Source organism: Phenylobacterium sp. (assembly GCF_016793285.1).
Classification (GTDB): domain Bacteria; phylum Pseudomonadota; class Alphaproteobacteria; order Caulobacterales; family Caulobacteraceae; genus Phenylobacterium.
In genome coordinates this window covers 1-5,140 of sequence record NZ_JAEUMO010000169.1, presented here as the reverse complement: position 1 = coordinate 5,140, position 5,140 = coordinate 1, and the positions used below count along the sequence as shown (strand labels likewise).

Annotated in this window: 7 protein-coding genes and 1 pseudogene; 3 read left to right on the top strand and 5 right to left on the bottom strand. The window is 68.3% G+C overall.

Annotated features, from left to right (window positions below; all coding sequences use genetic code 11):
• Window positions 1–502 (bottom strand): sigma-70 family RNA polymerase sigma factor (locus JNL41_RS15155; protein ID WP_293476335.1); only part of this gene is annotated, 502 nt, incomplete at its 3' end.
• Between the two features lie 163 nt (window positions 503–665).
• On the opposite strand from JNL41_RS15155, the gene JNL41_RS15150 reads away from it, so the two are divergent.
• Window positions 666–1,952 (top strand): MFS transporter, encoded by a 1,287-nt coding sequence (locus JNL41_RS15150; protein WP_293476333.1) that lies wholly within the window; start codon window positions 666–668, stop codon window positions 1,950–1,952.
• A gap of 5 nt (window positions 1,953–1,957) precedes the next feature.
• Here the strand turns inward: JNL41_RS15150 and JNL41_RS15145 are convergent, their stop codons facing one another.
• The 3 genes from JNL41_RS15145 to thrB form a co-directional block, all read right to left on the bottom strand.
• Window positions 1,958–2,404 (bottom strand): MarR family transcriptional regulator, encoded by a 447-nt coding sequence (locus JNL41_RS15145; RefSeq protein WP_293476331.1) that lies wholly within the window; start codon window positions 2,402–2,404, stop codon window positions 1,958–1,960.
• Between the two features lie 68 nt (window positions 2,405–2,472).
• Entirely contained in the window at window positions 2,473–2,925 is a 453-nt protein-coding gene (gene rnhA / locus JNL41_RS15140) for a ribonuclease HI (protein WP_293476329.1), read from the bottom strand.
• Window positions 2,922–3,887, bottom strand: a complete 966-nt coding sequence (thrB, locus tag JNL41_RS15135) for a homoserine kinase (protein WP_293476327.1) — start codon at window positions 3,885–3,887, stop codon at window positions 2,922–2,924. Before thrB ends, rnhA begins: the two co-directional genes overlap by 4 nt.
• 100 nt (window positions 3,888–3,987) lie before the next feature.
• On the opposite strand from thrB, the gene JNL41_RS15130 reads away from it, so the two are divergent.
• Together JNL41_RS15130 and JNL41_RS15125 are read left to right on the top strand one after the other, a co-directional pair.
• A complete protein-coding gene (locus JNL41_RS15130; RefSeq protein ID WP_293476325.1) occupies window positions 3,988–4,215 on the top strand; it encodes a hypothetical protein in 228 nt (75 codons plus the stop codon).
• A 4-nt stretch (window positions 4,216–4,219) separates the two neighbouring features.
• Window positions 4,220–4,618: a type II toxin-antitoxin system death-on-curing family toxin gene (locus JNL41_RS15125; RefSeq protein WP_293476323.1), complete on the top strand. Its 399-nt coding sequence runs from the start codon at window positions 4,220–4,222 to the stop codon at window positions 4,616–4,618.
• On the opposite strand, the pseudogene ispH reads toward JNL41_RS15125, so the two are convergent.
• Window positions 4,615–5,140, bottom strand: a pseudogene (gene ispH / locus JNL41_RS15120) (4-hydroxy-3-methylbut-2-enyl diphosphate reductase); the annotation flags it as partial. The gene JNL41_RS15125 and the pseudogene ispH overlap by 4 nt on opposite strands.

Sequence of the window (5,140 nt, the reverse complement as noted above, 5' to 3'; positions counted from 1 at the left end):
CCGCCCGCGCCTGAGCCACGAGCTTCAGCGCCTTGGCAAGGTGCTTCTCAACCGTTGAAACGGACAAGCCCATCTCTCCCGCTATGGTCGCGGGCGAAAGATCGTGGACCCGGCGCATCAGGAACACCCGGCGCCACTGCGTGGGCATGCGCTCGACCAGGCCCTGCAGCCAGCGCAGCTCGTCGCGGGCCTGGATCTGGCGCTCGGTCACGAAGTCGTCCGAACGCAGCAGGTCGAGGTCGGCGACGAAGTCCAGCGACACGACGGCCTCTCGGCGCAGCGCGTCGATCAGGAGGTTGCGGGCGATCGCGAAGAGGTACGACCGGCCGGCGGTGATCCGCGCGATGTCGTGCGCCTGATAGGCGCGCGCCAGGCTTTCGGCGACCAGGTTGTCCACGTCGAAGCCCGGCGGACAGATTCGCGTCAGGCGCGCGCGGACCGCCGCCTCGTGCGGCAACACCACCGCCTTGAACCATTCCAGCCGAACGACAAGCTCGCTCATCCCGCGCCCCCAGCGGTCGACGACATCGAAGACGACAATCGACGCACGGTTGGCCGGCGCCGTCCAGCCCTACCCCACGGAGGCCAGCGATCACGGCGATGGCGGAACCACGGGCGCCCGACCGTTCAAGGGGCAGCGCAAACGGATAGGCGAGGAACGCGTGGTGTCGGAAGCTTTGCGGGGACGCGCGCGCCTCAAGTCCATCGTCGGTGGCTCCACCGGCAACCTCGTGGAGTGGTACGACTGGTACGTCTACTCGGCCTTCACGCTCTACTTCGCGCCCGCCTTCTTTCCGTCCGACGATCCGACCGCCCAGCTTCTGAGCGCGGCTGCGGTGTTCGCCGTGGGCTTCATCGTGCGGCCCCTGGGCGCGTGGATCATGGGGGTCTACGCCGACCGGCACGGCCGCAAGGCGGGGCTCACGCTGTCGGTGACGCTGATGTGCGTGGGCTCGCTGGCGATCGCGCTCTCGCCCACCTACGCGCAGGCCGGCGCCGGCGCGCCGCTGATTCTCCTGCTCGCGCGGCTGTTGCAGGGGCTCTCGGTCGGCGGCGAGTACGGAGCTTCGGCCACCTACCTCTCCGAGATGGCTGGCCAGCGCCGACGCGGCTTCTTCTCCAGCTTCCAGTACGTGACCCTCATCTCGGGCCAGTTGCTGGCGCTGTGCGTGCTCCTCCTGCTGCAGGCCGTGCTGCCCGCGCCCGATCTCGAGGCCTGGGGCTGGCGCATCCCGTTCGCCATCGGCGGCCTGCTGGCCGTGGTGGTCTTCTACATCCGGCGCGGCCTGGCCGAGACCGAGAGCTTCACCAACGTGAAGGCCACCGCCAGCATGGGCTCGGGCGGCTGGATCCTGTTCCGCCACTATCCGCGGCAGGCCTTCCTGGTGATCGCGCTGACCGCCGGCGGCACGCTCGCCTTCTACGCCTACTCGACCTACATGCAGAAGTTCCTGGTCAACACCTCGGGCTTCAGCCGCGAGGCCGCCACCGAGATCACCGCGGCGGCGCTGTTCGTCTTCATGCTGCTTCAGCCTGTGGCCGGCTGGTTGTCGGACAAGGTGGGCCGCCGTCCGCTGCTCATCGGCTTCGGGACGGCCGGGGCGCTGCTCACCTATCCGATCTTCCGCACCCTGGAGACCGCGAGCAGCTCCTTCACGGCCTTCCTGCTGGCGCTGGGCGCTCTGGTGATCGTGACCGGCTACACCTCGATCAACGCCGTCGTTAAGGCCGAGCTTTTCCCCGCCCACATCCGCGCGCTGGGCGTCGCGCTGCCCTACGCCCTGGCCAACGCCATCTTCGGCGGCACCGCCGAGTACGTCGCCCTATGGTTCAAGAGCATCGGCGTCGAACGGGGCTTCTACTGGTACGTGACCGCCCTGATCGCGATCTCGCTGCTGGTCTACCTCCGCATGCCCGAGACACGCCGCACGAGCGAGATCGCAGAGGATTGACCGGCCTACCCCACCTCGCTCATCCAGATGCGGAGCGCGCGCAGGAAGGGGAGCGCCTCGCGGAACTCCTTCTGCGTGAAGCCGTCGCGCAGCTTCTCGACCTTGGGCCGGATCGCCGCCATCGAGCGGTTATAGGCCTCGCGGCCCTGCGGCGTCAGGCGCACGCGCTTTCGCCGCCGGTCCTTCGTGCAGGGCTCCACCGACACCAACCCGGTGCATTCCAGCCGCTGCAGCGTGTTGGTGATGGCGCCCGGCGTCATCTTCAGCGCATCCGATATCTGCGCCGGCGTCAGGTCGTCGCCGCGCCGCGCGATCAGATTCAGCACCTCGTACTGCGGGTAGGTCAGGCCGACCGGGAGCGCGCGGGTGATCGCCGTGCGCACCCCGTGCTCGATCATGCTGATCTCGTCGAAGACCTGGACTTCGGGATGTTCCTCGATGACCGCGCCCATGCCGCCTCTCTCCGAATCGCCGATGGGAGGAGTCTAGCCGTCAACCTCGATGCTTCAAGATTGAACGATCAGTCCGACGCAGCCTCGAGCGCCGCCTTGAGCCCCGAACGGGCGAGCATGTCCGCCCGCTCGTTGAGCTCGTGGCCGGCGTGGCCCTTCACCCACCTCCAGCTCACGTCGTGACGCGAACGCGCTTCGTCAAGGCGCCGCCACAGATCGTCGTTCTTCACCGGCTTGCCGTCGGCGGTCTTCCAGCCCCGGCGCTTCCAGGCATGGATCCACTCCGAGATGCCCTTCATCACGTAGGTGCTGTCGGTGTGCAGCTCGACCTTGCACGGCTTCTTCAGCGCCTCCAGCGCCTGGATCGCCGCCATCAGCTCCATGCGGTTGTTGGTGGTCGCCGGCTCGCCGCCCGAGAGCTCCTTCTCGCTCGCCCCGTGCATCAGGATCGCGCCCCAGCCGCCCGGACCCGGATTGCCCGAGCACGCGCCGTCCGTGTAGATCACCACGCCCGGGGTCATGCGGGCGAGCCGAACAGCACCAGGTCGGGCGAGCTGCGATGCACGGCGAGCTTGCGCTCGTACTCCAGCGGATCCTTGGGCTTCACCAGCGCGCCGGCCGGCGTCGCATGCCAGTCGTGCAGGCGGGTGAGGAAGAACCGCATCGCCGCGCCGTGCGCCAGCACCGGCAGCGCCGCCCGCTCGGCGTCCGACAGCTTGCGCCGGATCTCGTAGCCGCCCACCAGCGCCCGCGCCGCAGTGATGTTGAAGCTGCCGTCCGGCTCGAAGCACCAGGCGTTCAGCGCCACGGCGATGTCGTAGGCGAGCGCGTCCGTGCAGGCGAAGTAGAAGTCGAACGCGGCCGCGAACGTCCCGCCGGTGAAGAAGACGTTGTCCGGGAAGTAGTCCGCGTGGATCACGCCCTGCGGCAGCCCCGAGGGCCATTTGCGGGCCAGGAGGTCCAGGTCGCCCGCGATGACGGCCGCGAGCCCCGGCTTCAGCTTCTCCGCGTCGCCCGTCAGGTCCGCGAACATCGGCGCCCAGTACGGCTGGCCCAGGTCGTTCACCCGCTGCATCGGGAAGCCTTCGCCGGCGATGTGCAGCTGCGCCAGGCTCTCGCCGGCCTCGCGGCAGTGCGCCACGCTCGGCCGGCGCACCGACAGCCCGCTCAGGAAGCTCACCAGCGCGCAGGGCTTGCCCCGCATCCGCTTCAGAATTTCGCCGTTCCGGTCCGCGATCGGCGCCGCGCTCGGGAAGCCGTGCCGCTCCAGCCACTGCATCAGGCCCAGGAAGAACGGCAGGTCCTCTTCCCGCACGCGCTTCTCGTAGACGGTCAGGAAGTAGCGGCCGGTCGTGGTCTCCAGCAGGAAGTTGGAGTTCTCCACCCCCTCGGCGACGCCCTTGAACGACGTCGCCTGCCCGATGTCGAAATCGGCCAGCAGGTCCGCCAGCTCCTCGTCGGTGATGTCGGTGTAGACCGCCATGCGCAGGCCAGTGCTGTACGTCGCGGGACGGGTCAAGAGCGCCGCGGACCCGCAGAGACGGGGAACTGGCGGCCGTGCTATCCTGGTCGGCGGAGGAGCCATGATCGTTCTGAAGATCGAAGAGACGGAGAAGGGACTTGCCATCGTCCTTACGTCCGAGGCGCAGGAACTGCTGGGCGCGACCGCGGGCCAGGATCTCGGCTTCGAGATTTCCGAGGAAGGTCAGCTCACGATCGGCCGCCTCGATATGTCGTTCGAGGCTCGCCGCGCGCGCGGTCGAGCCTTTCTGAAGCGCTACGACAAGACCTTCCAGTCTCTAGCCAAGTAGGGCGATGGTCGAACCGACTTGGTTAGACGAAGAAATCGTGCTCGCCCTGTACGAGGACGTCGTCGCTGCGAGCGGCGGCGCTTTTGGCGTGCGTGACGCTGGGCTGCTCGCCTCGGCGCTCGCGAGGCCGCAGCAGCGCTACCACTACGAAGAGGCGCGCGAGATCATCGCTTTGGCCGCGACCTATGCCGTGGCTATCGCGTCAAATCATCCCTTCATCGACGGCAACAAGCGCGTCGCCTTCATCGCCCTGGGTCAGTTTCTCGCCGACAACGGCATCGTGCTCACGGCCGGCGTCGACGACGCGACCACCATCATGCTCGGGGTGGCGAAGGGCGAAGTCGATATCGAACAATTGACCGACTGGTTGCGCTCACGAACTCTGGGTCCGCTCCGCCTCTAAGCCACCGCCCGCGGCAGCTTGAAGGTCACGGTTTCGCGCGCCGCGTCGGCTTCCTCGACGCTGACGTCGAACGCGGCGGCCAGCTTGTCGATCACGCCCTGGACCAGGACTTCCGGAGCCGAGGCGCCCGCCGTCACGCCCACCGTCCGCGCGCCGTCCAGCCATGCCAGGTCCAGCGCCGAGGCGTCGTCGATCAGATAGGCCTGCGCCCCAGAGCGCCGTCCGACCTCGGCCAGCCGCACCGAGTTCGAGGAGTTGGCGCTGCCGATCACCAGCAGCACCTGCGAGCGCGCCGCGATCGCCTTTACCGCCTCCTGGCGGTTGGTGGTGGCGTAGCAGATGTCCTCCTTGTGGGGCGCGGCGATGGCCGGGAAGCGGGCCCGGAGCGCCGCCACGATCTCGGCCGTGTCGTCCACCGACAGCGTCGTCTGGGTCACGAACGCCACGTTTCCGGGATCCCTGGGGGTGAACGCCTGCGCGTCCTCCACCGTCTCGATGAGCGCGATCGCGCCTTCCGGGAGC

Excerpts from the sequence above, each read along its gene's own strand:
- JNL41_RS15145 (WP_293476331.1), bottom strand. The coding sequence starts at position 2,404 with ATGGGCGCGGTCATCGAGGAACATCCCGAAGTCCAGGTCTTCGACGAG.
- rnhA (WP_293476329.1), bottom strand. The coding sequence starts at position 2,925 with ATGACCCCGGGCGTGGTGATCTACACGGACGGCGCGTGCTCGGGCAAT.
- thrB (WP_293476327.1), bottom strand. The coding sequence starts at position 3,887 with ATGGCGGTCTACACCGACATCACCGACGAGGAGCTGGCGGACCTGCTG.
- JNL41_RS15130 (WP_293476325.1), top strand. The coding sequence starts at position 3,988 with ATGATCGTTCTGAAGATCGAAGAGACGGAGAAGGGACTTGCCATCGTC.
- JNL41_RS15125 (WP_293476323.1), top strand. The coding sequence starts at position 4,220 with ATGGTCGAACCGACTTGGTTAGACGAAGAAATCGTGCTCGCCCTGTAC.